Origin of the sequence: Pseudomonas sp. QD4, from assembly GCF_049199125.1 — a bacterium.
Taxonomy (GTDB): Bacteria; Pseudomonadota; Gammaproteobacteria; order Pseudomonadales; family Pseudomonadaceae; genus Aquipseudomonas.
Genome location: NZ_JBLZOM010000007.1, coordinates 179,770 through 202,562, shown reverse-complemented (window position 1 = coordinate 202,562; position 22,793 = coordinate 179,770). Strand labels below are relative to the sequence as shown.

27 protein-coding genes and 2 pseudogenes are annotated in these 22,793 nt (G+C 55.6%); 13 read left to right on the top strand and 16 right to left on the bottom strand.

From position 1 onward, the window contains the following. Positions 1 to 61: 61 nt before the first annotated feature. Positions 62 to 994, bottom strand: a complete 933-nt coding sequence (locus ACOZJV_RS30050; RefSeq protein ID WP_421549174.1) for an AraC family transcriptional regulator N-terminal domain-containing protein — start codon at positions 992 to 994, stop codon at positions 62 to 64. A 230-nt stretch (positions 995 to 1,224) separates the two neighbouring features. Here ACOZJV_RS30050 and ACOZJV_RS30045 point away from each other — a divergent pair, with 230 nt between their 5' ends. The 4 genes from ACOZJV_RS30045 to ACOZJV_RS30030 all read left to right on the top strand — a co-directional run bounded on the left by ACOZJV_RS30045 (position 1,225) and on the right by ACOZJV_RS30030 (position 3,394). Next, positions 1,225 to 2,433: an MFS transporter gene (locus tag ACOZJV_RS30045; RefSeq protein ID WP_421549173.1), complete on the top strand. Its 1,209-nt coding sequence runs from the start codon at positions 1,225 to 1,227 to the stop codon at positions 2,431 to 2,433. 30 nt (positions 2,434 to 2,463) lie between these two features. Next, positions 2,464 to 2,799: a cyclophilin-like fold protein gene (locus tag ACOZJV_RS30040; RefSeq protein ID WP_421549172.1), complete on the top strand. Its 336-nt coding sequence runs from the start codon at positions 2,464 to 2,466 to the stop codon at positions 2,797 to 2,799. Next, positions 2,799 to 3,074 carry a hypothetical protein gene (locus ACOZJV_RS30035; RefSeq protein WP_421549171.1) on the top strand — a complete coding sequence of 92 codons (276 nt, stop codon included), beginning with the start codon at positions 2,799 to 2,801 and terminating at the stop codon, positions 3,072 to 3,074. Before ACOZJV_RS30040 ends, ACOZJV_RS30035 begins: the two co-directional genes overlap by 1 nt. A 68-nt stretch (positions 3,075 to 3,142) precedes the next feature. Then, positions 3,143 to 3,394 carry a hypothetical protein gene (locus ACOZJV_RS30030; RefSeq protein WP_421549170.1) on the top strand — a complete coding sequence of 84 codons (252 nt, stop codon included), beginning with the start codon at positions 3,143 to 3,145 and terminating at the stop codon, positions 3,392 to 3,394. A 67-nt stretch (positions 3,395 to 3,461) separates the two neighbouring features. Here the strand turns inward: ACOZJV_RS30030 and ACOZJV_RS30025 are convergent, their stop codons facing one another. The 3 genes and pseudogenes from ACOZJV_RS30025 to ACOZJV_RS30015 form a co-directional block, all read right to left on the bottom strand. Beyond that, on the bottom strand, positions 3,462 to 4,727 hold the full coding sequence (locus ACOZJV_RS30025) for an MFS transporter (RefSeq protein WP_421549169.1): 1,266 nt from the start codon (positions 4,725 to 4,727) through the stop codon (positions 3,462 to 3,464). A 20-nt stretch (positions 4,728 to 4,747) separates the two neighbouring features. After that, positions 4,748 to 4,969, bottom strand: a pseudogene (locus ACOZJV_RS30020) (diguanylate cyclase); the annotation flags it as partial. A gap of 208 nt (positions 4,970 to 5,177) precedes the next feature. Next, positions 5,178 to 6,029 carry an MFS transporter gene (locus ACOZJV_RS30015; RefSeq protein WP_421549168.1) on the bottom strand — a complete coding sequence of 284 codons (852 nt, stop codon included), beginning with the start codon at positions 6,027 to 6,029 and terminating at the stop codon, positions 5,178 to 5,180. Between the two features lie 462 nt (positions 6,030 to 6,491). Here ACOZJV_RS30015 and ACOZJV_RS30010 point away from each other — a divergent pair, with 462 nt between their 5' ends. The 3 genes and pseudogenes from ACOZJV_RS30010 to ACOZJV_RS30000 all read left to right on the top strand — a co-directional run bounded on the left by ACOZJV_RS30010 (position 6,492) and on the right by ACOZJV_RS30000 (position 8,532). Beyond that, positions 6,492 to 7,604: a hypothetical protein gene (locus ACOZJV_RS30010; RefSeq protein WP_421549167.1), complete on the top strand. Its 1,113-nt coding sequence runs from the start codon at positions 6,492 to 6,494 to the stop codon at positions 7,602 to 7,604. A gap of 29 nt (positions 7,605 to 7,633) precedes the next feature. Continuing rightward, positions 7,634 to 8,076, top strand: a pseudogene (locus ACOZJV_RS30005) (DNA polymerase V subunit UmuC); the annotation flags it as partial. A gap of 24 nt (positions 8,077 to 8,100) precedes the next feature. Next, positions 8,101 to 8,532: a hypothetical protein gene (locus ACOZJV_RS30000; protein ID WP_421549166.1), complete on the top strand. Its 432-nt coding sequence runs from the start codon at positions 8,101 to 8,103 to the stop codon at positions 8,530 to 8,532. A 69-nt stretch (positions 8,533 to 8,601) separates the two neighbouring features. Here the strand turns inward: ACOZJV_RS30000 and ACOZJV_RS29995 are convergent, their stop codons facing one another. Together ACOZJV_RS29995 and ACOZJV_RS29990 are read right to left on the bottom strand one after the other, a co-directional pair. Further along, the gene (locus ACOZJV_RS29995) at positions 8,602 to 8,793 is read right to left on the bottom strand and encodes a hypothetical protein (protein ID WP_421549165.1); all 192 of its coding nucleotides are present in this window, start codon (positions 8,791 to 8,793) and stop codon (positions 8,602 to 8,604) included. 364 nt (positions 8,794 to 9,157) lie between these two features. Further along, on the bottom strand, positions 9,158 to 9,427 hold the full coding sequence (locus ACOZJV_RS29990) for a hypothetical protein (protein ID WP_016963335.1): 270 nt from the start codon (positions 9,425 to 9,427) through the stop codon (positions 9,158 to 9,160). 304 nt (positions 9,428 to 9,731) lie between these two features. On the opposite strand from ACOZJV_RS29990, the gene ACOZJV_RS29985 reads away from it, so the two are divergent. The 3 genes from ACOZJV_RS29985 (at position 9,732) to ACOZJV_RS29975 (ending at position 11,583) form a co-directional block, all read left to right on the top strand. Continuing rightward, positions 9,732 to 10,013 carry a hypothetical protein gene (locus ACOZJV_RS29985; protein ID WP_201131530.1) on the top strand — a complete coding sequence of 94 codons (282 nt, stop codon included), beginning with the start codon at positions 9,732 to 9,734 and terminating at the stop codon, positions 10,011 to 10,013. A gap of 481 nt (positions 10,014 to 10,494) precedes the next feature. Next, positions 10,495 to 10,947, top strand: coding sequence for a hypothetical protein (locus ACOZJV_RS29980; protein WP_421549164.1), 453 nt, complete (start codon positions 10,495 to 10,497; stop codon positions 10,945 to 10,947). A gap of 327 nt (positions 10,948 to 11,274) precedes the next feature. After that, entirely contained in the window at positions 11,275 to 11,583 is a 309-nt protein-coding gene (locus ACOZJV_RS29975) for a DUF2513 domain-containing protein (RefSeq protein ID WP_201131528.1), read from the top strand. A 787-nt stretch (positions 11,584 to 12,370) separates the two neighbouring features. On the opposite strand, the gene ACOZJV_RS29970 is transcribed toward ACOZJV_RS29975, so the two are convergent. The 5 genes from ACOZJV_RS29970 to ACOZJV_RS29950 all read right to left on the bottom strand — a co-directional run bounded on the left by ACOZJV_RS29970 (position 12,371) and on the right by ACOZJV_RS29950 (position 15,681). After that, a complete protein-coding gene (locus ACOZJV_RS29970; RefSeq protein ID WP_421549163.1) occupies positions 12,371 to 13,420 on the bottom strand; it encodes a tyrosine-type recombinase/integrase in 1,050 nt (349 codons plus the stop codon). A 1-nt stretch (position 13,421) separates the two neighbouring features. Then, entirely contained in the window at positions 13,422 to 13,664 is a 243-nt protein-coding gene (locus ACOZJV_RS29965; RefSeq protein ID WP_421549162.1) for a DUF4224 domain-containing protein, read from the bottom strand. A gap of 523 nt (positions 13,665 to 14,187) precedes the next feature. After that, a complete protein-coding gene (locus ACOZJV_RS29960) occupies positions 14,188 to 14,559 on the bottom strand; it encodes a phage protein NinX family protein (protein WP_421549161.1) in 372 nt (123 codons plus the stop codon). 46 nt (positions 14,560 to 14,605) lie between these two features. Beyond that, entirely contained in the window at positions 14,606 to 14,962 is a 357-nt protein-coding gene (locus tag ACOZJV_RS29955; RefSeq protein ID WP_421549160.1) for a hypothetical protein, read from the bottom strand. Next, complete coding sequence (locus ACOZJV_RS29950) at positions 14,959 to 15,681, bottom strand: hypothetical protein (protein ID WP_421549159.1); 723 nt, start codon at positions 15,679 to 15,681, stop codon at positions 14,959 to 14,961. Before ACOZJV_RS29950 ends, ACOZJV_RS29955 begins: the two co-directional genes overlap by 4 nt. 136 nt (positions 15,682 to 15,817) lie before the next feature. Between ACOZJV_RS29950 and ACOZJV_RS29945 the strand changes: the two genes are divergently transcribed. Beyond that, positions 15,818 to 16,819, top strand: coding sequence for a hypothetical protein (locus ACOZJV_RS29945; protein WP_421549158.1), 1,002 nt, complete (start codon positions 15,818 to 15,820; stop codon positions 16,817 to 16,819). Positions 16,820 to 17,169: 350 nt separating this feature from the next. Here the strand turns inward: ACOZJV_RS29945 and ACOZJV_RS29940 are convergent, their stop codons facing one another. After that, positions 17,170 to 18,717 (bottom strand): DNA cytosine methyltransferase, encoded by a 1,548-nt coding sequence (locus ACOZJV_RS29940; RefSeq protein ID WP_421549157.1) that lies wholly within the window; start codon positions 18,715 to 18,717, stop codon positions 17,170 to 17,172. Between the two features lie 282 nt (positions 18,718 to 18,999). Here ACOZJV_RS29940 and ACOZJV_RS29935 point away from each other — a divergent pair, with 282 nt between their 5' ends. Both ACOZJV_RS29935 and ACOZJV_RS29930 read left to right on the top strand, forming a co-directional pair. Continuing rightward, positions 19,000 to 19,923, top strand: coding sequence for a hypothetical protein (locus ACOZJV_RS29935; protein WP_421549156.1), 924 nt, complete (start codon positions 19,000 to 19,002; stop codon positions 19,921 to 19,923). A gap of 188 nt (positions 19,924 to 20,111) precedes the next feature. Continuing rightward, complete coding sequence (locus tag ACOZJV_RS29930; RefSeq protein WP_421549155.1) at positions 20,112 to 20,408, top strand: hypothetical protein; 297 nt, start codon at positions 20,112 to 20,114, stop codon at positions 20,406 to 20,408. Positions 20,409 to 20,589: 181 nt separating this feature from the next. Here ACOZJV_RS29930 and ACOZJV_RS29925 read toward each other — a convergent pair whose 3' ends face one another. The 4 genes from ACOZJV_RS29925 to ACOZJV_RS29910 all read right to left on the bottom strand — a co-directional run bounded on the left by ACOZJV_RS29925 (position 20,590) and on the right by ACOZJV_RS29910 (position 22,686). Continuing rightward, the gene (locus tag ACOZJV_RS29925; protein ID WP_421549154.1) at positions 20,590 to 20,712 is read right to left on the bottom strand and encodes a hypothetical protein; all 123 of its coding nucleotides are present in this window, start codon (positions 20,710 to 20,712) and stop codon (positions 20,590 to 20,592) included. A 69-nt stretch (positions 20,713 to 20,781) separates the two neighbouring features. Continuing rightward, complete coding sequence (locus ACOZJV_RS29920; protein ID WP_421549153.1) at positions 20,782 to 21,372, bottom strand: hypothetical protein; 591 nt, start codon at positions 21,370 to 21,372, stop codon at positions 20,782 to 20,784. Between the two features lie 7 nt (positions 21,373 to 21,379). Next, a complete protein-coding gene (locus tag ACOZJV_RS29915; protein ID WP_421549152.1) occupies positions 21,380 to 21,943 on the bottom strand; it encodes a siphovirus Gp157 family protein in 564 nt (187 codons plus the stop codon). Then, a complete protein-coding gene (locus ACOZJV_RS29910) occupies positions 21,940 to 22,686 on the bottom strand; it encodes a hypothetical protein (protein WP_421549151.1) in 747 nt (248 codons plus the stop codon). Before ACOZJV_RS29910 ends, ACOZJV_RS29915 begins: the two co-directional genes overlap by 4 nt. Positions 22,687 to 22,793: the final 107 nt, after the last annotated feature.

Here is a 22,793-nt window from a genome sequence, read left to right as displayed (position 1 = left end):
CGTGCATTGTTATGAGCGGTGACACGCGGCGAGGCGCATCACCGGTGACGCTGGTTTTTGTTCAGTTCGCTGCGGTGCCGAGTGCTTCTGCCTCGTATGGCTGCCCACGTAGAAGCGCAATGTCACGACTGGGCGCGGTACCGAACAGCCGGCCATATTCGCGGCTGAACTGCGAAGGGCTTTCATAGCCGACTGCAAATGCAGCCCGCGAGACGTCCAGGTGCTCCATCAACATTAGTCGACGAGCCTCGTTCAGCCGCAGCCATTTCTGGTACTGCAGCGGGCTCATGCCGGTGAGCTGACGGAAATGATGGTGAAAGGTCGGGGCGCTCATCTGCACCCGTGCGGCCAGATCGTCGATGCGCAGGGCATCGGTGTAGTTGACCTTGAGCCAGTCGATGGCCTTGGCGATGCGATAACCCTGACCATCGACGGCAGTGATTTGTCGTAGCCGCGCGCCTTGATCGGTATGGAGCAGCCGATAGTGGATTTCTCGCAGAATCAGCGGCGCCAGGACCGGGATCGCCTCGGGTTCATCCAGCAATGCCAGCAGGCGATCGAGCGCGTCCTCCAGAGCACAAGACAGGCTGCCGATCCCGGCGCCCGTACCCATTGATTGCTGGCGCTTCGCAGGCAAGCCGCTCTTGGTGATGACCTCGGCAAGCATGCTGATATCCAGTTTGAGTACGAGACCGACACAGGGCTGTTCGGGACTGGCAAGCATCACTTCGGAGTTGGCGGGCAGGTCCAGTGAGGTGACCAGAAACCGTGAAGGGTCGTAGTTGTAGCCCTCACCACCGACCCACAAGCGCTTTTCGCCGCGACCCACGAGAATCAGGCTGGGTTCTACCATGCACACGGCGGGCGGCGCCGGCTGGTCGCGACGAAACAGCGACAGCCCGGGTATGGCCGTGGCGAAGTCACCCGGTGCGCTCACGCGCGGGTCAATGTTCAACGCCAAAGGCGATTCATGGCGCAGAGGGGTATCGATCATGTCAGGTCACTCCTGTTGGTCGAACTCTAATCCGCGCAAGAGACGTTTCCTATCCATCACCCTGCATCCCCAGAGGATCAGGCAAGCATTCAAGAGGAATGCACTGGGGAAGGGCCGGATTGACCGGGAGAATGTGTCTATCTGTTACAGGGGCAGTGCCCGGATGGGCGACAAACGGCTTGCTCCTGCGCATCGCACCCACTCGTTTTTTTGCACCTCAGGCAGTTCCCATGACGTTTCCTTCTACAGATCCTTCTAAAAGAACAGGCGGCTGGAGCGCAGTGCTGGCCATGTCGTTGGCCGCATTCGCCTTGGTCGCTTCAGAGTTCATGCCCGTTAGCCTGCTGACGCCCATCGCGGCAGACCTGCACATCACCGAAGGCCAGGCAGGGCAGGGTATTTCCGTGTCCGGTGCCTTTGCATTGATCACCAGCCTGCTGATTGCCTCGGTTGCCGCTCGCGTTGAACGGAAGAAGTTGCTGCTGGGCCTGACCTTACTGATGATCGTCTCCGGTACGGTCGTCGCGCTCGCGCCGGACTATCCCTCATTCATGTTTGGGCGTGCCCTGATCGGGATCGCGATCGGTGGTTTCTGGTCATTGTCGGCGGCGACTGCAATGCGCCTGGTGCAGCCTGATCAGGTTTCCCGGGCGCTGGCCATCGTCAATGGCGGTAACGCTCTGGCGACGGTCATCGCCGCGCCGGCGGGTAGTTTTCTTGGCTCGTTGATCGGCTGGCGCGGTGCATTCTTCTGTGTGGTCCCGGTCGCAGTGCTTGCCGCCGTGTGGCTGCTGATAAGCCTTCCGTCCTTCAAGGCCGAGCGCCAGGCAGGCAGCGGCAACGTTCTGCGGCTGATGAAACAGTTGCCAGTCGCCTTGGGAATGGTCGCCGTCAGCGTATTTTTCATGGGCCAGTTCATGCTGTTCACCTACCTGCGGCCATTTCTCGAGGGCGTGACTGGCGTCAGTGTCTCAAGCTTGTCGTTGATGCTGCTGGGGCTGGGACTGGCAGGTTTTGTCGGCACCTTTCTGATCGAAAGGTTTATGGGCCGCGGCCTCTACCGCACGCTGAGCGTCATCCCGCTGATCATGGCGGCCATCGCGCTGGCGTTAGTCAGCTTCGGCAAATCACCGGTACTGACCGCCGTGTTGCTCGGACTCTGGGGACTGGTTGCGACGGCCACACCGGTCGGCTGGTGGACATGGCTGGCGCAAACGCTTCCGGATGATGCGGAAGCCGGAGGCGGCTTGCTTGTGGCCATTGTCCAACTGGCGATTGCCGGAGGCGCGATCATTGGCGGTCTGGCCTTTGACCTGAGCGGTTACAAAGCCACATTCGAGCTCAGTGCCGCGGTGTTGGTTGCGGCGTCAGTGCTTGCCTGGCTGGCGGGTCGCAATGCCACGCACGTTCATCTTGTCGAGTCGAGCGCGACAGCCTGACGTGATCAGCCGTCTCTCAGCGGATGGGTTATGGACATGAGCAGAAGTGGCGAGCAATCAAGCGTGTGGCTGACTTCCCGCGATCTTGTGTCCATGCTGCCGCTCACGTTGAAGTTCAGCGACTACAACGCTGTCGAGAAAATCGCTTTCCTGCCGCGTAAGCTCTCAACCGGATCTGCCCCGTTCGGCCTGAAGCCATCCGTGGGAGACTTCGCGCTGTATGTGCCATGGGGCATTTTGGTGGTGTACTACCGAAGCTTTCAAAGCTACGACGACCTCGTTCACTTGGGCCGTTTTACTTCAGGGATCGAGCAGCTTGCGGCGATGGAAGGGGAGTTTGATCTCCATCTGGAGTTGAGCGAGTGATGTTGCGGTTGCTGGATTGGCTCATTACCCGCCTGGCCAAGCACCTCATTTTGTTAACTGTTGAACATCGTTGCGTTGAAATGCCTGAGAAACCAAATTCAATTAGAGGTTTTCACGAGAAGCTGCTAAACCTAGCCGCCCAGCTAGATGAAAATACATCAGCAGGGCGCATTGTTATGACTGTTGATTTAAGGACGGGCGTTACAGTTCCCTCCATTGGATCGGTTGTTGCCGATATTGTTAAATTCGGCCCATGTGAGCCGCAACACCATTAACAATCGCGTCAATTAGGGCGCTCGCAAGTTCGCGCCTATTACGCGTGTGTTAGACCGCAGGAAAGAGTATGTCCGACATCTCCATTATCAAATCGACGGAAGTGTTCTCTCGCTTTAGCGCATCTCATCCCAGTGTCGAAGTTTGGCAGGATGGCGAGTTTTCAGATGATGGTTACGCTTACTACTGGCTGGTGGCGCACAGCGATGGCGCGACCCGTATGCTTTCCTATGTCCGCTGCAAAGATGGTGGCTGCGAGCAGCGCACCTATGATCTTGAGGGCGATGATCTTTGGATCCCCGCGGGCACTGCTGCGGCCTGACAATTCATTCAGGCGTAGCACCGATGCTCAATTTGCTCAGGTGAATGCAAAACTCGGCGCAGCATGATCAGTTGATGACCGTGGGGGGGATGGCGAGCTCCGAGGTGTCAATCTTGTCGCCCGAGCTATTACGGGTTTCCGGCATAGCCAGCCATAGCAGGAAGAAAGCCGCGCCAGCAATCGCGGCCAGGGTCACGAACGCGGCATCGTAGCCCGCTGCCTGTACCACCAGCCCCGCTAAGCCGGGGCTGAGGGCTGCGCCCAGGCCAAATACCGCAGACAGAGCGCCTAAGCTGACATTGAATCGCCCAGTACCCTGCGTCAGGTCTTTGACCACTACGGGAAACAAGGCGCCGAAGATTCCGGCACCAATACCGTCGAGCAACTGCACGGAAACCAGCCAGTACGGGTCGTCGGACACCACGTAAAGCAGGCCGCGCAGCGGCAGGATCAGGAAACCGGCCAGCAGCAATGGTTTGCGCCCCCACAGGTCAGCCTTGAGGCCGACCAGCAAGGCCATCGGTACCATCACTAACTGCGCGGCGACGATGCAGGCGGAGGTCAACGGCGTGGCCATCTGCAGGTTGACCTGGGACAACTTCTGGCTAACCAGTGGCAGCATGGCCGCATTCGCAAGATGGAACAGCGAGCAGCACACGGCGAACAGCAGCAGCGGCCGGTTGGCCAGCAACACCCTCAGTCCGGACGGATGCGCATGGCCGCCCGCCGGGGTGGAGGCAAAACCGCGCGCGACCTCGTGATCGATGGCCTTGGCCGAGACCAGGCTGACGGCGATCACGCTGCCCAGTGCCATCACCGCCATCAGGTAGAACACCACCACCGGGCCGAACAGATAGGCGAGTCCGCCGGCCAGCAGTGCGGCGCAGGCATTGCCTGCATGGTTGAAGGTTTCGTTGCGTCCGGTGCGGCGGGTGAAGGCTCGGGGGCCGGTGATGCCCAGCGAGATCGCGGCGATGGCCGGGGCGAACACGGAGCTGGCGATGGCACTGACGGTTTGCGTCAGCGCCACCAGCCCGAACGAGGTCACCCACGGCAGCAGCAGGCAGCTACCGGTTACCAGCAGCGCGGCGACTACCACTACCGCCCGTTTCGCCGAAGTCCGGTCGATCAACGCACCGGCTGGGGTCTGCATGAGCAGCGCGGCGACTCCGGCCAGTGTCATCACTAGACCGATGCTTGCCGGCTCCCAGTTATGCACGGCCAGCAGATAGATCGCCAGATAAGGCCCCAGTCCATCGCGCACATCAGCGAGGAAGAAGTTAAGCCAGTCCAGGGACAGTTCGTTGCTGCGCTCTCTACGGCGGGTATCCAATTACGCGGTCTCGATAGGCCTAATTGTGGCATCAGGGGCTGTTGGCGGCTGACGAGCATACTTAATCGCCGGATCTGTGCGGGTCCACGGCCCTCGGTTTCCAGGCGCTCGACGAGCCCGAGCAAGAGTAGCAAGCTCTGCCGAACGATACCTTCGGAATAGGTAGAGCGCGCCAGGGTGAGGTTCAATCCGTGGATGTTCACTTCCTTCAGCGTTCGATCTCGAGAGGCATGCGCGCGGTAGTCTTGTATCGGCAGATAGGCGGCCGCGTAAAACCAATACTCAAAAAACCGCCCGGCTTCTCCTAAAAACTGTCAGTGAGACAAAGCATCCAAAGGAGGCGTCAGCAAGTTGAACAAGGTGGGCTTGCCATCGCCATCGCCACTGCGCAAAACCGGTTATCCCGAGTGAAGCGAATCATGGCCTGGACGCTAAGCCAGCCCCGCGGAACTAGCTTGTGCGTTCCTGAGTTGAATATTTGCCGCGATGCTCGCTCAATATCAACGTCGATATAGCGACCAATACAGGTACAAAAGCAAGCGCACAGATAATGGTCCAACCGTATCGATTCAATATACCGCCCGATGCAAACGAGCCGAGCACCACGGCGCCCAAGACAATGAAATCATTGAACGCTCGGACACTGTTTTTTTCGCTTGTTTTATGGCACTGAAGAACGAGCGCAGAGGCGCCGACAAAGCCGAAATTCCAACCAAACCCTAGAAGTACCAAACATAGATAAAAGTGGTAGGACTGCATGCCGGCAAATCCGACAGCAATAGAAGCGCTGGTTAATATCAACTCCATCAATACAACGCGGTTTGCCCCACAACGGCGGATCAGATTTCCAGTGAAAAAACTGGGTGCGTACATTGCAATTATGTGCCACTGCAATGCCAGATTCGATGATTCCAGTGAAAGCCCCTCATGCTTCATTGCTAGTGGGGCCGAAGTCATCAGGAAATTCATCAACGTGTAAACTATGACACCACAGAGCAGGACGTTGATAAGTTGAGGCTGCCGAACAATCACCGCAAGTGGGCGACCTGAAGTACGAACAGCCGCCTCATGGCGTGGCACATCGATCCCTAGCAGCACTGCCGCCGAAACCACCGCCATTAATGCGGCTGCAACATAAGTAACGATAAACAGGTGGGACTCCCATAGGTCCATCGTATAGGTGACCGTCTGTGGACCAAGTACACCCGCCGCTAGCCCGGCAGCCATGACGATTGAAAGCGCCCAGGGTTGCCTGTTTTCTGGAACGCATTCTGCGGCGGCGAAACGAAACGTCAGAACCACAAAAGAACTTGCTGCTAAGGGCCAAAATCGGCGATATCCATTGCTGTCACTCGGAATTGATGCAACTGCATTTACGGCGCCGCTGGGAGAGAGGCCTACTTACTGAAAATTGGGGCGCACCGTATCAACACAATCCTTGTAGATGCCAGGCAAAACACGGAGCGCCGGGAAATTCTTAGCGAACCCGCCGACGCCAGATTTCGACGTATTGAAGACAAGCAGATTGTTTTCTGTCTCAGTTACCCAGAGACCAATGAACGGATCGTAGTTAAATTTCGAGAGGCGTCGATGCTGGTTGTGACCGTTCAAAGTATTAGTTCTAATGGGCTGTCTCAGCAGAAAAAGCACCCTATTCGTTTTGGTCCAAGATGAAGTGGTGTCTTTCCTTCGGTTGATAGAGCCCCACCATCCCTCACGCACCTTTGCTTCAAGTAGAGCCCCTGATGCTGGAATTAGCTTCGCATGTCTAAAACTATTGATATCCAATCGATCAACTCGAGGGCAATTAAATTGCACCGTGCAGGAGACGTAGAACAGTTCCCATCTGGCTACACGACGTACTTAGCACCGTTACCTCTTCCTACAGAGACATCGCCACATAGCCCCTACGTCAGCGAACTCAACGACATGTATCTGGACTTTGGAGGAGGAAAACCCCAAGTTTTTTCATGGCAGATGACCCTGGGAAGTCCGTTTACTGCCGCGCTCTTTATGATAGTAGGTACTCAGCTGACTATGGGACTAATCGCCGCTACCAGCGGCTTTGGATTGACTGAAATTCTGGAGTTCAGTGCAGGCCTTTTTATCGCTACTCTGAAACCAGCCTTTTATATGTACATAGTTGGACTTACTGTTGGATTAGTGGTGTGGATTTACAATCATAACAAGTACACAAATGTCATCCCCACTCGCTTCAACCGTCAGCGCCGTGAAGTCTGCTTTATGCCCACAGGCGCAGAAACTCCAGTTTTCGTGCCTTGGGAATCGCTATCCGCCTGGGTGGTTCAGGCGCAAGGCACCACGCAATATGGTGTCCGGCGACAGTACGGGATGGGCATGGGATATCAACATGAGGGCCAGATGGTCAGCATGGAATTCGTTTGTGGAGGCCTCCCGCTCGCGATTGCCCATTGGGAGGCTGTGCGTGCCTATATGGAGTACGAAGTCCATGACCTCAAAAGCATTCAGGACCCCATGAACCTACAAGGCCCCAACGATCCGCCCCATGAAGGGATGCACACGTTCCGAAATGCGCGAACACGCCTACACCGCAGGATTCGCGAAAAGGAAGTGGGCTGGATTCACGGGTTCTTCTGGTATCTCTTCCATGTCATGACGTTCTGGACCTTACCCAATCTACTTGTCGAATGGGAAATTCGCCGAATTGCAAAAGTTGGGCGCAAAGCTTTGCCTGAGGTCATGAGTACATGGTCTGAGTCACTACCTGGGGAGCAATGGGCAAAACCCAGTGAGGATTTAATACGCCTGAGTAATCAGGTCAAGGAAATGAAAAAACAAAAACCAACACGCTTAATCACTGAAATTTTTGCAGACGTTTACCAAAAAAGAAAATAGTGAGAAAACTGTGGGTGATGATTGGCGCAACAGCAAAGCGCCTGCAGGCTCAAACCGGTGGCGTCGTGAACATCTGCGACCAGGTCAAGCGCGACTGGGTGTTACGCAATACTGACGTCTCGGAGGTTTGGGGGCATAGGGCGGCGAATGAAAGCGCACCTGGACGCCATGGGTATCAAGACCGCGATGGCCTGGCCAAGGCCGACCCCTGGACGCTGCGCAAGAACTTCAGCGTGGTGATCGAGAAGACAGCGCGGGAGCTGCCGGCACGCCGTGCCTGGAGCTGGACGAGCCTGACCCGCCGAAACAGGAGATCTGCTGCAGCCGGATGTTTGGCAAGCGCCTCAAGGACCTGGCACCGATTAAAGAGGCCGTGGCCACCTACATGATGCGCGCCTCGGAAAAGCTCCGCGCACAGAACTCCCTGTGCAAAAAGATCCGCGTCAGCATCCGCACCGGCATGTTCAATCCGTAGGAGGCCAACTACGCCAATGGCGTGATAGTGGATCTGCCATTAGTGCTGACGATCTTGCTCCTTCTCGGGTTCGACGCGATGCAAAGTGAACCGAACAGCGATGGGTCGAGTCTCAAAATGTCGACGCTCATTCTGATGCTGATTGGTTGTGTTGTGCTCATGGGGCTGGTCTTCGCCTGGATTTCCTCTGCCGCTAGAGTGCTGGCCTTCACGTTCGACGAAAACCAGCAACTGCTTACCCTCACGGTCACCCGTCGCGGTCGTAAGCCCACCGAGGTGCAGGTGCCATTTAGCGACATTATTTGTATCAGCCCTTACGTGTTAGCCAGTTATGACCGTCATTGCTATTTTAGCGTCGTGTGTCGGGGGCCAAGGGACGAAGAGGTTGAATATCGATTGGCTGAGGGTACTTCTCTGGAGGAAATGGAGTTTCACACTGCTTGGTTGCGGTAAATAATTGGCTTACGGATGCACCATGTGCTGAATCTGGACAAATGAACTGCTACATCGCTTTGATACGGGCTATCCGGCGCATGAATTGCCCTGGCGCGCTTTGGGGTAGTCGATGCCGTGGGCGGCGATGATCCGTTCAAAGGCCTTGTTGCCGATCGCCAGCCTTCCGCAGCACTGGCGCCGGGTAATGCCCAGCTCCAGGAAGGCTCGAATCCGCTCGGCGAGTCGAGCATCCGTTGCTTCGTCTACTTCCTTGTGCACCAGATTGCGCGCCCCACCTCGGGTTGGAGCTTTGAACGTGATGCTGTGCTCCTGGCCAATCTTTGAAACCGTCCGCCGGTCGATACCAAGTTCGGCTGCGACCTCGATCTTTGGATGACTGGCGGCCAGCTCCCGGACGCGCTCGACAAGCTGCAGGCGCTCTTGGTCCCGAACATCGGATCGCGCCAGGGGCAGGGGAGCCGCTCTGGCTGGGCGCGCACTTTACCTCAGGGATCTTATAGCTTCCACTGGCCGAACCTGTAGGCCTGGGGAAGTGTTGACGAGCAGAAGGACAGGGGGTGGAAGAGGGGGGATAGTCTTCGGGTCTCGCAACTGCTGCGGACCCGAAGGGCTTGGGGCGTACTTAGATGCGGTGGATCTGAGTGATGTGCGGCTTGCCGTTAATTGGCGCGTAGATCTCAACTATCGCCTGCCAGCTGCTGGACGAGCCAGGCAGCGTTGCTTTCGTCTGATAGCGATAGTTGGTGCCATTGACCACCTGGGTCGAAACCAGTTCGGGCGTGTAGTTAACACCTACGAACCCGGCCAAGGCCTCTTTAAAGACTTCCTGATCCTTTGGGGTCAGTTTGTGGTAAGCGGTCCATCCACCAACAAGATGTTCTTGAGCAGTCATGAATTAAATCTCCATATTTAAATTCCTACTCGTCTGGCTTTTCGGATTTCGCCCCGTCTATTGAATGGTTTCCGGAATCCATTTCCTGAATGGTTTTCCGAGCACCTCTACTCCGATTTACTGTGAACTCGGGTTGCTTGGGAAAACACCGATACGAGCCTACTGCCGGTCCGGAGGAGTGTAGATCAGGAGCCTGGGTGGTCAAGGCAAGGAGTTGCAGAGGCGAAAAGTGCCCTGATTTGGATGCGGAGTGTCGGGCTCGATGCTATAGCTTTACTGCGGTTTTAATCTGAAGGACCAAGCTATGACCCCTAACGAGTTTGGTATGAAAGCGTGGGGTGTCGCGACTGTGGTTTTAGCGGTTGCGGCCCTCGCGGTGGTCGTCCTGGGAGGTGCTTATCTAGGCCTGAATGGTGCGCTTGCGTCGGACACGCCTCGCTGGATCGGGGGAATGTACTTGGCACTCAAAGATTGCGGAACCATAGTGGCCGGCATCATTGGTTTCAGCGGCCTAGCTTGGTCGAACTTCTACGTTGCTTCGTCAGCGGCTTACAGCAGTGCTGCTGAAGGAAAGAAATCCAGGTAAGGGGATGGTTAAGGACTCAGATCTGGAAGGGCAGATACAAGAAGCCCGGCGCTGGGCCGGGCTAGTTGTTGACTTAACTGGGTGCACTCATTTGACTTAGTTGAGAACACTTCATTGCGTACGTCCTATTAAAAAATGGTCTCTCCGGATGGTCGAATATATTGGGTATTATTTGTTTTTGTTGTTTGCGATAAAATTCAAGGTAAACAAAAAATGCTCTTGAGTTGAAGTGCAGGACAAGCCAGGGCCGCTAGCAAAGCTGCTGACCAAGGTTTGTTTCGGTCTCATCCTTGCGGTATTTGCGTTCATATTCCTTGTGATGCTCTGGTGGATGATTACAGGCCAGATTGATCCCTCTGTCGCTAGCGACGCAAGACGGAAATAACGCACCTAAAAGATCAAGCCCGGCCAAGCGCCGGGTTTTTTGTTGGGTGGGCTCCATGTACAGTCAAGGCTCATCTGACACGGAGTCCTTCTGACTATGAGCAATAGGTTCGGTGAGTTTCTGAATGCACTCAGGCGAGTACAGGAGGTCATGTGCGATGTCGAGGCGTGGAACAATGATGACGATAACTACTTGCTTAACCGGGTCGCTTTCTCGGGGATAGGCGGGGTCAGTTCTGAGGAACTGCGGGAGCCAATTCGCCAAGCGCAATCGCTTGCGGCAGAGGTTCTGGAGTTCGGTCAAACTGGGCTTATAAATCGCATGCAGGCCAGAGCCATTCGTGAAGAAGGCTTTCAAATATCGGATACCTGTCGTAGCGATTTTGTTGCGCTGAATGTGCCCCCGGCGCAATGGGCTTTCCATGAGTTTGAAGAGGAAATCCAAGGCGCGCCTCGAGATGAAAGGCAGCGCGGGCCAGCAACCATGAGCTTATTGTTAATCAACTTTCGATACTATATTGAGGGCGATTCACCGCCTTACACCAACTGATGTGAACCCCGCCTGAGCGAGGTTTCTTATTGCCTGAGTTTTTACCTGTAGCCAGGACAATCCTCGGGAATGCCTGGACGTCGATAGCCGGAAAGTGCGACGTACGGAATCAACGCCGGCAGCCCGCGCACCCTTACCTCACATGCTGTCGGAGTGGCGCGAGACCGGGCCGGCGAGATCGATGCGACGCCGGGAAGGTCTTTCGCAGGCAGCGCGGAAAGACGGGCACACGTATTCAGGCCCTGGCATCCGCCGGGGCTTTTTCGTTTATGCGCAAGTGCGGTAACCTCGGCGTGGCCATTTGGCATTATCTGCAGAGGGATATGAATGCGCAGGAACAAAGATATCGCGTTGCAGTTGCTGAACATCTTGGCTGAAGAGCCTGGCGGGTTCGCCATCCAGCGCTACGAACTGCGCCAGGAGTTCGTCAACAGCGCCTTGAGTTCAGGTCTCGGCATTTCAGACCTGCGGAGGGTGGCCGACTATCATCTTCACATTCTCGAAACGGCAGGCTTCGTAAAATTAACCAAGGATGAAGAGATAAAAGGGTGCTCCCAATCCGATTACTTTCAAATGACTTGGGCAGGACATGACTATCTAGAGTGTAACTCTCCTGGGTACATCCCCGAAAAGTAACTATCTGTTGAAGTTTTCAAGTTCGCCCCCCGGCATTGCGCGGCGCATTGTGTTTTGTGAAGTGAACACGGCTAGGGTGGGCCTGGACGCGGTATTGCTGGTAGTCACGCCTTACGAAAGAACACCGGCAGCTTGAGCTGCTCATCCTTTGCTATTGGGGTCGGCTCAAGCGGACAGGCGTGGAGAGACAAGCACGTTATGCAGATGATGCGCTCAGGCAACTGAGCTAAGTCGGTAGTGGCGTGGATCAAAGCCGCGCGCTCCTCGATCGATTGCGCGATGAGAGTCTGGGGCACGTGACCCAACGAGCCAGACCGCCAAGCCGGGTATGCACCGGCCCTCTATACCCATTTGAGCCTCGGCATTTGCCGGGGCTTTTACATTTTTGGAGCACGGCAATGCAGAGTTCGAACTTTGTTGAGGGTGTATCAGGCTGGCGTATCGCCGATGTGTACGGTCGGCAGGACGCCGAGGAGGGGGAAAAACGGTCTGAGTTATGGAAGGGTTCCATAATAGTTATGGAACACCTTGCCAGTGCGACCGGCACCACCAAACCCCAGAAACGAAAAAGCCCTGAATAATCAGGGCTTTTTCATACAAATATGGCGGAGGCGATGGGATTCGAACTCATGGACCTGTTACAGTCGACGGTTTTCAAGACCGCTATTTAAAGCCGGTGAAACCGTGGCTTGTAGCTGTTTTTCGTTACAGTACTTTGGATTTTCCGGTCCTCTGTAGACCGCATTCTACAAGGGGTGGGGTTTGAGTTTTGTAACGGGGTTACTGGCTATTTCGACGGTTTTGCGATGGCGCCGATGCGGCGGTAAACGCGCTCCGTGATATCGCCTTTGGTGTGACCCAGGAGCAGGCTGGCGTCGGCGACGTCGATGATTTCCGACGCAGCTTTTGGCCGGATGTCGCGGAATTGGAAGCTGCCGATCCTCTCGGCGAGTTGAGTGTCGCCTTTCTCTTCTGCCTCTTTCCTGGCCTTTTCCCGAGCCTTGTCCCACCGATCGCGGAGCATCTTCGCGGTCATGCGCTTACCACGCGCACTTACGATCAGATAGCTGCAAATGTGCTGAGCATTGCGCTCGGCCATTTTCGCGATCAACGACCCCAGGCTGTTAAACTCATCGCCGTCAGTCATCTGAATACGCAGCTTCTTGTGCGTCTTGTTCTGCTGCACGCCCAAGTATTTCCCCTCGACATCATCCTTCCTCATCACCAGGACGTCCGCTGGCCGTTGGCCGGTCAGATACGCCAGGTCCATCGCGTCTTTCAGCTCTTGAGCTGCCTTCTTGTAAACAGCGTCCCAAACCACATCATTCGCGTAATAGTCCCGCGGTGTTTCCTTATTTTTGCGCACGCCCTGGCAGGGATTTTCTTTGGTCGTCAGCCCCCACTCCCGAGCGATATTGAAGACGTGGGAGAGGGTGGCAATCTCGCGGTTCGCCCGCACCTTGGCTGTCCGCGCATCACGGTATCCGGCAATCGTGGCCGGGGTTATCGAGTCAATCGGCGCGCTGTCGAACATCGGCCTGAGCTGCTTGATCTCCGCCAGGTTGTCCTTCTGAGTGCGCGCCGCTTTCTTCGAGACGATATCGCGGATATATCGATCGAAGATGCCCTTCATGGTGCGTAGGTCCAGCGGTTTTTCCTTCGCTTCGAGCTCCGCCCATTTGATCCTGGCCAGGTCCAGGTCTTTACCCAGGGGAATCGCCTTACCAGTCAGGTCCAGGTAGTAATAGGCAATCCAATCCTTTCCGCTTTTCCGTGGCCGCGTCCATTGATACATCCGGGGCGGCAAATTGCGTGTTTCGGCCTTACGGGGTCGCATATCAGTTCACTCGCGAGAAGTCAGGCGTCCATGCCGGCGCCGCCGGCGGTGGGCTGGTATCCATGATGGTCGGGGAGAGCATGCCCAGCTTCATGCGGGCGTACATCCGGCCAACAAGTGGTCGCTTTCCGCGGCTTTCGATGAATACCCATTGGCGATCAACCAGCCAGCGGCGTTGGTAGGCCCGGGCCTTGTAGCCAGTGAGCTCTGCCAACTCCTCGTCGGAGAGGATTTCAGTTTCCATGGTGATGCTCCGCGCCGCGCTGGGCGGCAGAAGGTGGTTATAGGTTCCGGAGTTCTTTTCGTTGTGCTGGCGACTGCGCGGGATAGCCGAAGTAGAAGCGTCGTTTGCCGGTATAGCCGCACTCGCTACATCCAGACGACGGGCCGCAACTGCAGCCGCCCTCACATCCGCAGCTGCACCCGCTACACGCCAACGTTACGACGCCTTCTTCCTCGACCTCGCCGTCCTGGGTAATCCAGTATTTGCGACGTCGATCAAGCCGGAATCCCGCAACCTTCTCGGCTTGGTCGTATGTCGCGGGCTCCATACGGAACCCATATTTCGCGCTAGGATCTGCGACGGATCGCATAACTTTTGGCATACGAATTCCTCGCCCGCCGGCCGGCAGGCTGTTCAGATTGTTGAGAGGGTTGTTTCAGATGGTGTTGATGGCCGCCGGCGTTGCGCCGTGGGATGGTTGGGTGGCTCGCCCGGCCTATGTCCTGGCCACCCCGCTGACTGCTCTCGGGGCTGGGCGGGCTTCTCAGATCAGTTCTGTAGGCACACTGACTACATCGCCCAGCTTTGCGGCAACGATGGCGCGGCAAGCTGCGACAAGGGGCTGCCATCCGCCTTGGCAAAAGTCCTTCCCGCGAATCGTCACCCATGCCGCCCAGCAATCGTCGCTGGTTTGAGGGCTGTGCAGATTGACTTGATGGCTCGCGATCAGCGGGCCGCCCTGGCTCCAGTTGGTTGATGGTGACCAGTGAGTGCCGATGCAGCGTTCGCCCGCGTACCAGTAGGTGTACTTCAAGTCGGCCGGTGTGTGTTGACGCATGTCTTCAGCTTTCGCCAATGCCCAGTCCAGCGCCGGCCCGATTAGATCGGCGGTCTTCACTTCGATCATTTGCGTCATGGCCTTGGCCCCGTGTAGATCAGGTAGAGCATGTAGGCGAGGGCGATCATGGGGTCACCTCCTGAGCAAGCGACAGTTCTCTGGCAAGGTCCTCAGCCAGCCCGACAGGCCACCAATAACGTGCGCGCTGATAATCAGGATACGACTCCTCTCGAATCACCAGACCTTTGCGCTGAAGAGCCTTGAAGGTGCTTAGCACTGAAGGGGCCGATACGCCGAGGCGGATCGCAACCTGATAGGTCAGGCCGCCCATGCCGAACACGCACGCCTGGTCACCAAGGATCAGCTTCTCGCAGTCCTTCTGGTGCAGGTACGGCTGGGTATCACGATAGAGGTAAGCGTTTTTTCGCCCGATCTTGCGCAGCTCATTGAGGACAAGTTGCTGCTTCTCTGTGAGCTTCATGGCGTAACCCGCTTGAATTCGACCACCCAGACCCACGGGTTGGCGTTCCAGTTGCCGCCGGTGGATTGCCATAGCAGCTCGAAGGATTTTCGAGGGTCGGCGCTGTAGGTCTCAATCCCTTCTACGTGCCACCAATCACCAAGCTCAGCATGATCGGTATAGAGCCGAACGCCCTCGGCCTTGGCCTGGTCCTCGCTGATGTCCTGCAACCGCTCGACGCGCACGGCGGTGATCTCCAGAAGGATGCGGCTGGCGACACGGGGCATATGGATGCTTGGCTTCCAGGCGGAGCGATCATCCCCGCCGCCGTCATCGTCGCCGGCCCAGGCTGCTTCGCCATCGGCGCGGTAGATAACGTGCCCTGAGTAGTAGCCCTGACCGAAGCGCATTTCGCGGATTGGCGAGGCCGGTCGATCAGGCTCCCAATCAATCATGTTTCCGTGCTCATCGAAGTCATGACTGATGACGCCCCAGGTCTCGCGCACCCACAGGCGGTCGCCGGGTTTGCCGAAGGGGCAGCAATGCTGCGAGAAGTTACGCGAGGTTTCGCGGTCATCAGAGCCGCAACCGAAGAGATGGCCTTTCCAGGCAAAGCCCGAGCCGTCGGTAAGTCGCGGCTGCGGATTAACAGCTCGGCGCGTGACCGTCTTCCGGCCTTCCAGGGTGGCGCGCACCATCGGGGCGTTGAACAGGATCGGCCGTTCTTTTACTTCAGGCATGACTTCGTCCTTGCCGCTATAGCGGCTGACTTTGAAGGGGTAAGAGTTAATGGCGCTTCTAGATTTTTAATGACATTTTCTGCTGTTTAGATGACGCTTCGTCGGCTCTAACGCTGACACTCTATTAGGGGGCAACATGGATATTGCTGCGGCTTATCGACTGTGTTTCAGAACGCAGGCTTTAAAGCGAGGTTTGCGTTCTGTTCAAGAATGCCTTGAAAAACAGGCAGCATATGGTTGGCGAGTTGAGGAAGCCGCCATAGACGTTTTTCATAAAGTCGAGGGATATAGAGTCAGTACGCCAGATGTTATAGCTTTTTTTCCGAGAAACTTGAGTGTTCCGATAACGCATTCAGGGCTGACTGGAATGCGAGATGATTTTCTTTCGGTAGACATCGTTGTTCCGCCCTATTATCAGATGGGTATGCTAAGCAAGCTAGCGTTCGCAGTTCACTGCGCCCCCTCAATGGAGGAGAAGCTTAAAATCGCAGATGCTGGCTTGATCGGAATGTTTGATTGTGAGTCGTTGGCAGCGCTTGTTGAAGGTGTATATCGTAAGAAAAGGACGATGAGTAAGTATGCCGATCAAATAAGCGAGTCAATAAAAGCATATTTTTTAGGGCTATACGGAGTGGCGATCACCGGCCTAATTCCATGTGTAGAAGGCATAATTAGGACGATGGGTAATGATATTGGCCTATCAGTTGGCGAAAAAGTGGATGCTCGCTCCCTACTCAGGGTTTTCAAGAAACTGAAGCAGCAAGAAGTTGATAGCGCACTAGACGGTTATGGTTGGTACCCAGAACAGATGAATATAGCGTTTTTTGAGCGATTTCATGAGCGTATTCAAATGCTCGGTAATGTTGTTGTATTCATCGAAACTGCTCTCTATCAACATACGTCTTTATATACTCGTGAAACTCTTCTAAATAGGCATGGGATTTCGCATGGATTATTTGAAGGTTACGCATCGGCAGCAAACTTCCTTCGGTTAATCAATCTTATTAACGCGTTGTCCGCAGCTGCTATATTAGTTGAAGGGCGCGGCAGTTTTTTTCATCCGCCAGTGACTGATGAATCAAAAAAAATTGCATGGAATTATCGACGCTGCTGGCTTTTGAAATCTTCTGTTAGCTGATCTGCATCCTAAACCCTTGGCATGCCCGGGCGGTGGGGGTGGTGAGGGATCAGCTACAGTTCAGCGATCAGCCAAACGGAGGTGGGTATGACTTGCTTAATCTGTTCGGGGCCGGCTAAAGAGATCCCTACTGGCGGGCATTTTTTTGAGATGGAGTGCCAGGAGTGCGGGCACTACGGAATACCCAAGCTATTGGTTAAGATGATGTCGGATAATGGAAGCTGCTTTGATGTGGGCCGTGTCAGGCAATATTTGCGGATGCGAGTTGAGAACAAGGAAGAGCCTTGGATAACTCCTGTCGACATCAATAACTATCAGTTGCTTGGCGGTGGAACTGGGGATGGTGGAGGCTAGTGATCTAGTTGTTTTAGAAGGCGCCGCCCGATCCAGCGAACCACGGTGACGGCTTTGCTGTTGCCGATCGCCTTGTAGCGTGGACCGTCCGGGCATTCGCTGGCAGGCTTGCTGCGCCAGGGGATCAGCGTGTAGTTGTCGGCCATGCCCTGGAGGCGCTCGCATTCGACTGGTGTAAGTCGGCGAACGGCTGAATCAATCAGTGCATGCGCTTTATCGCCACCGCCGCCGGATGCTCGTAAGCAGTTCTGCACGTCACCGCCCAGCTCAGCTGTTCCGCTGCCCTCGCGACCACGCAGCGTGATAGAGAGAACTACGTTTTCCTGACCATTGTTTCTTCCCAGGCTGTGCGCCTGGTCAACGCTGATGCAGGGGTCTTGCGTGCCGTGCACCACTAGGTGGCTGTGGCCGTGGTTCGCATCCTGGCCAGAGCAGCCCTGCAGCCGCCCATAGCTCGCGTCGAGGGTAGCGGCAACGCATGGCACATCGTCGTAGCTGTAGCCGCCGTTTTTCCGTCCGCCGCCGGCGAGCGTAGGAGCAACAAGGAAGTGTCCTGCCGCTGCGCCCTCAGGCCTGCCGCCTGAGCCTCCACTGAACGCGTGGCTTGTGAGCGTCCCGGAGACCTCGGGGTGAATGAAGAATGTCTCGCTTTCGATGTCGAGTCGGCTGTCCTTGGCAGTGAGCGTTGCAGCACGCTCGATCGATCCGCCCAAGCTATGGCCACCGAACGCCGGGATGCCGCCGAACATATCGACCGCCGGCCCTTCATCACCTTCGCAGTTCGGGCAGCCGTATTGGCCTAAGGATTCAGCGAAGACGTATCCACATCCGCACTGGAGTGCAGGGCCGAAAGGAGCTGTTCCGGTAACGTCTTGCCCCTCGCCTCGGCGCGGCGCAGTATCCCGGCGCACGCCTTCGCGCTCAAAAAGTACCTCGGCGGGATCGAACCCGTCTCGAGCACTTGCGACAACGAACACACGGCGGCGTCGTTGGGCCAGGCCGAAATATTGGGCGTCCAGGATCCGCCACGCGATTGTTCTTTTTGATCCATACACACAACCAGCGTCTGTCCATTTTTTCCCTGAAGGCTGCAGTTCGCAGTCTTCCCCAGCAAGCGCGCCAAGAAAACATCCGAAGGCGTTCCCTTTATCACTGAGGACACCGGGGACGTTTTCCCAGACGACAACGCAGGCGGGCTTTCGCTGGCCGGCGCGAACATAGTCAACTGCATCTGCAAGCTCCACATATTTGATGGTGAGGGCGCCGCGCGGGTCTAGAAGACCTTGGCGCATGCCGGCGACACTGAATGCCTGGCAGGGGGTTCCGCCGACCAGCACATCAGGTGCTTCTATCTTGCCGGCCAGAACTAAGGCTCCGAGGTTGGTCATGTCGCCGAGGTTTGGCGTATTCGGGTAGTGGTGAGCCAGTACTGCGCTGGGGAAGGCTTCGATCTCTGCGTACCATGTAGCGTGCATGCCGAGGGGGAGCCAGGCCATAGTCGCAGCCTCGATGCCCGAGCAGATCGAGCCGTAGGTGATTTCCATGCGTGATCCTCTGCAGCTAGTGTGATTTTAAAAAGTCGGGTAAAAGGGAGGATGGCAGTTCGCCATTTGTAGGAGCTAAGGATGCAACGTTTGGGTGATGTTGTGGAATCTCTAGGTGGCTTTAACGTACACGCAGTTGAGTAATTACAATCAGACGGAAGTTTAAAGTTCTCGGGTATATGGCCAGAGGACTAGGCATGGGAGAGAAGCCTTATGCAAGTGTTCAATTGAATCGTTATTGATTGTGTCGTTGGCTGTTGTTCGATTAAAGAGAATAAATTAATGCAGCAGAGATTGTTTTTTAATTCGTCAAAAACTATTGTTGCCCAGATGACAGCTATATTTGACTTCATTTGGCCAACAGCCGCTGCGATGTGGAATCTACGATGGCAAGTAAAGGGTCTAGTCGGAGAAAATCCGGACATTGGCCATGATGCGCTTCTCGGCAGATTTGTCGCTGGGAGTGATATTCGTGGAGTTAATTTGAGAAGGTCATGTCTTGAAAGTACATGGGAGCAACAGAAGGAGCAGTTTGCAAAAATTATGCTTTCTGAGTTCTGCGCCTTATACGAGGCTTGGTATTCGTCTCTTAATGAGGAACTCTCAGGGCTGTTACCAGGACGAAAAAAGAAAGACTATGAGTACCCCGCGATTTTGGCGCAGATTCAGACTATGCCAGATAGTTTGCCATTAGAATCTGTTATATATACTGTTCTTGTGCAGAATAAAAAATATAATCAGTCTGCGCTCCCTCATATGATAACTTGCTATCGGTTTTTCAAAGAGCTGAGAAATGGCTTTATTCATGGCGGGGGGGTGGCTGGGACGAATCAGTTGAATGCATATAAATTATACGCTTCTCTTACGGCTGCCGATTTAGGTGTGGCGGAAATTCCAGAGGGCCCAGTGATCGTCGCTGGAGGAATCTATAATGTTACTTTAAGAGGGGTTGTTGGCTTTGGGGATGTCGTGTTGAGGCTTATTACGACGCTCGACGCGGAGCTTTCGAGAAAGCAAGTGGCGGAGCCTGTGTTTATTAAAAAGTGGAAAGAAACAATTACTAATAACTACACTCTCCCAGCAGATGAGAAGGAGGCGGATAACCTTATGAGAAGGCTGGTTGGTAAGTTGAATTTGAAAGCGCCTGCTACAGCTCTGCCTCTGAAAAATTTTTTGAAAATACATGGATTGGTAAATACGTTCTAAATTTTTGTAAAGTGTACTTTGATTTTGTCGTGATATGACAAGAGGTTTATAGTTGGGCTTCTAGTTGTTGTTTTATAGAATGTAGCTTTTAGGGTTTTTGCGAGTTCTATCCACCCTCTATGACCGGATGTGCTGTCGAAAGGGGTTTTAAGTGTGCTAAAACAAGCAAACCGAAATAGGAGGTGTTTATGGCGCTTGATTTGCTTGAGGATGTAATTGGCAAAAATGAAGCAGGTCTTATTTGCCATCCGTACAAAGGGCAGAGAGGTGAGGGAAAGGGCCTCTACAGCTACACCCTCGAAACTGAAAATAATCGAAACTTCATCAATGTAGACGAGCTAAAACTCCGGAGTTTGATCGAAAAAGGTCAATTCAACGAGAAGGGGCGTATTCGGATGGTACCTGCTGGTAGTGTCGATACTGCTCGCCAAGGTGCCCTCAACGTTCTGCGCTACAACGGGCACCTCCTTCCTATCCGTGGATAACATCGACGGCTGTCTTGGCGAATTCTTCAAGTTGTCGGGACCACTTTGCGGTCACGACAATTTCAGGTCGCGACATGGTAGCGAGCCGAGCAGACACTTCTGCGGGCGCAGCGGCTAGGTTGATCAGGAGGGTCGAATCCATCTCCTGCCATTCCTCGAAGTCGTGACGCTCGCCCAGCACCTAAAGCGCATCAGCGAGCGCTTTCGACACAATCAGCGAGCGTTTCTCTGCGCCGATCCGATCGAGCAGCGCCTTCTCCTTGGCTCGCTTGTCCTTCTGCAATTGCGCGCTGCTCTTGGCCATGGCCTACCTCTTCTATTCCGCTGGCCGGCAGTGCAAGCCAGGTTTGACGTTTGCGTTGCTGGATGCGGGCTATGCGGCGCATGAAGTGCCCTGGCGCGCTTTGGGGTAGTCGATGCCGTGGGCGGCGATGATCCGTTCAAAGGCCTTGTTGCCGATTGCCAGCCTTCCGCAGCACTGGCGCCGGGTAATGCCCAGCTCCAGGAAGGCTCGAATCCGCTCGGCGAGTCGGGCGTCCTTCGCTTCGTCTACTTCCTTGTGCACCAGATTGCGCGCCCCACCTCGGGTTGGAGCTTTGAACGTGATGCCCTGCTCCTGGCCAATCTTTGAAACCGTCCGCCGGTCGATACCAAGTTCCGCTGCGACCTCGATCTTTGGATGACTGGCGGCCAGCTCCCGGACGCGCTCGACAAGCTGCAGGCGCTCCTGGTCCCGAACATCGGATCGCGCGAGGGGCAGGGGAACCGCTTCAACCCGCCGGCGAACAAACGGCTTCGGCGCCGGCGGCATTTGGTTGCTGTGAGTGATTGGCTTGGGTTTGTAGCCAAGCGGTGGCGCCTCGTCGATCTTGCCGCCCGCTGCGAGGAACTGGGCAACCTTGGCGGCGATGTCTTCTGATGCTGGCCGAAGGTTTTCTACCAGGCTGAGGTTGTTACTGATCATGGTGAACTCACTTAATCCGGATCGAGCTTTCGCCACGCTCGAGGTGGGCCCAGGTGGGCTCTTCCAATAGTTCGGCTTCCGCGTCCTCTCCAGCAGCCATGCGCTTGCGGACGGCTTCGTTGTGATCGCGGATTTCCTTGAGGCGGGTGGCGATTGTTTTCTTGTCTGGAGTGATCACGCTTTTCAACGACACAAACTCATCAGGTACTGCCTGTTCGTTGTCGACGATCACCCGCTCGGGCGATAGGGCAAGAGTGATGGTGAACAGCGGGCGCTTGATCGACTTGATATCTGCCGCTTCCATGTTCCGGCGCAGGTAGTCGCTGATCTGGCCCACGGTGTTCTTTTTGATGCGCTTGAGCTCGTTCAGGCGGTCGACTTCCTTGTCGATTGCGTCAATGTCGCCTTCGATGTTCCGGCGCAGCATGACGATATTGTCGGACTTCACTTCGAACTCACCCTTGATGCCGTCCATAGTGTCCTGGATGGCCTGGCGCAGCCCTTCATCGTCGGTGTCAGCAAGTGCAGCGAGTTCGGCCATCAGGCCAGTCAATGCGTAGAGTTCAGTCATGCTGCACCTTCCAAAGAGTCTTCAAGGTCCGCTTTACGAGCGTCCTTGGCACGGGTGAATTTGAGCTTATGGGCCTCGCGTTCTGGATCGTTCTTTCGAAGGTCCAGCTTGCGCATGGCAGACTTGTAGATCTGCTGCAGCTCGTTGAGCGACTGCGCAGTACCGATCAGATGGAGGGTTTCAGTCAGCCATTCCCGGTACTCGGCGGCCAGGCGCTCTTTCGCTTCGATCTTGTCTTCGGCTCGCTCAATCTCGGCCTCTCCGAGGCGTTCGTTGACGTAGTGAATGTCGTCGTAGAGCCCCAGGCGAACGTCAGCGGAGAAGCCAAGCTGACTCAGGCACTTGCCTATCGCATCGGTGAGGGACTTCTTCGGCGCGTCGAAATCGGTGCTGATGCCAAACCGGTTTTGCGTGATGAATGGGGTGTGCCCGTAGTGTGTGATCGTCTTGCGCTCACCGTCGCCGCCCAGGTACCACAGAGCCACCTTGAGGGTGTGCACCTGGGCGTGGGCTAATAGCGCGCCTTCCTTGTTCAGCAGCGGGCCGCCGATGTCGAAGCGCTCCTCGATCACTTCATAACCCCAGCCGGTACCGCACGGGCCGAACTGCTCCGTGGCGCGTTTGGCCAGGTACTGGGCATTCACTGCGGTACCCGTGAAACCACCGGGGCCGGTGTACTCTTTAGTGAACTTTGGGTCAGTCCTTTCGACTTCGTCCCAAAGAGCGAGGTTTGGTGCAGGCATGACTGTCTCCCGCCGCGCAGGTGCGCAGCTTTGAAGGAAGTGGGTTATTGAGCGAGGTGATCGGCGAGGGTGCTGATCAGCATTGCGAAGGTGCAGAGGGCGAGCGC